The organism is Rhodococcus sp. BUPNP1 (genome assembly GCF_002215235.1).
GTDB lineage: Bacteria > Actinomycetota > Actinomycetes > Mycobacteriales > Mycobacteriaceae > Rhodococcus.
The window spans coordinates 1-1050 of the sequence record NZ_NERM01000077.1; the positions used below are offsets into that span (position 1 = coordinate 1).

Below are 1050 nucleotides of genomic sequence, written 5' to 3' on the forward strand. Positions count from 1 at the left end.
TAGGCCGTGTTTCAAAAGGTGGCTGATCGCAGCCACTGATTGATCGCGGCGATACGCACGGTGGCGGTGTAGCGGACCGCAAGCTTGTCGTATCGCGTTGCCACAGCACGGTTCTGCTTGAGCAGGTTGATGCCGCACTCGACGGCGTGCCGCTGCTTGTAGTGCTCGGTGTCGAAGACAGGTGGGCGACCACCGGACGAGCCCTTCTTCTTCCGATTCGCGACCTGGTCGGTCTTGGTCGGGATCGTCGCCCTGATTCCTCGCGTGCGCAGGTAGGCGCGGTTGGCGGCACTGCTGTACGCCTTGTCCGCCAGTACCGCATCGGGGCGGCGGCGCGGTCGACCACGACCGCGCCGCGGCACCCGAATCGCCTCGAGCACGGCCTCGAACTGCGGACTGTCACCGCACTGACCTGCAGTGACGATGAGTGAAAGGGCCTTGCGGCCCTGCTCGCATGCCAGATGCATCTTGGTTGTCCAACCGCCGCGTGAGCGTCCCAACGCGTGATCATCGGGCTCGGTGTCGACACCGCCCGGCGGCTCGGCCTGCCGATCGCCGTCCCTGCGGGCACCGGCTGCGTGCTGGTGGGCTCGGGCGATGGTCGAATCGACGCTGACATCCCACACGATCGCGCCGGCCGCGTCGGCGAGCGCCTGCACTCGGGTGAGCATCTGCGCCCACACCCCTGCGCGTTGCCAACGCCGGAACAATCCGTACACCGTCTGCCACGGTCCGTACCGGTCCGGAATGTCCCGCCACGGACATCCTGTGCGGATGCGCCACCGGATCCCGTCGATGAGCTGGCGTTTCGTCCACTTCGGCGGCCGACCCGCCTTCTTTCCCCGAGGCAGCAACGACTCCAACCATGCCCACTGCGCGTCGGTCAGATCCGCCCGCCCCGATACCGCTACGCTGGGCACGAGGTCTCCGGTATTCAGGTTTGTCTTGGTCGATTAACCCTCTACCGGAGACCTCGCTCATTCAGTTGTCATGACACGCCAGGTGGGGCAGTGAATCCCTCGGCGGAACCACATTTGAAACACGGCCTAG

Annotated in this window: 1 protein-coding gene; it reads right to left on the minus strand. The window is 65.6% G+C overall.

Going from position 1 to position 1050, the window contains the following annotated elements:
• Positions 1-11: 11 nt before the first annotated feature.
• Positions 12-920 (minus strand): IS5 family transposase, encoded by a 909-nt coding sequence (locus B9C99_RS25470; protein WP_088899800.1) that lies wholly within the window; start codon positions 918-920, stop codon positions 12-14.
• Positions 921-1050 lie beyond the last annotated feature (130 nt).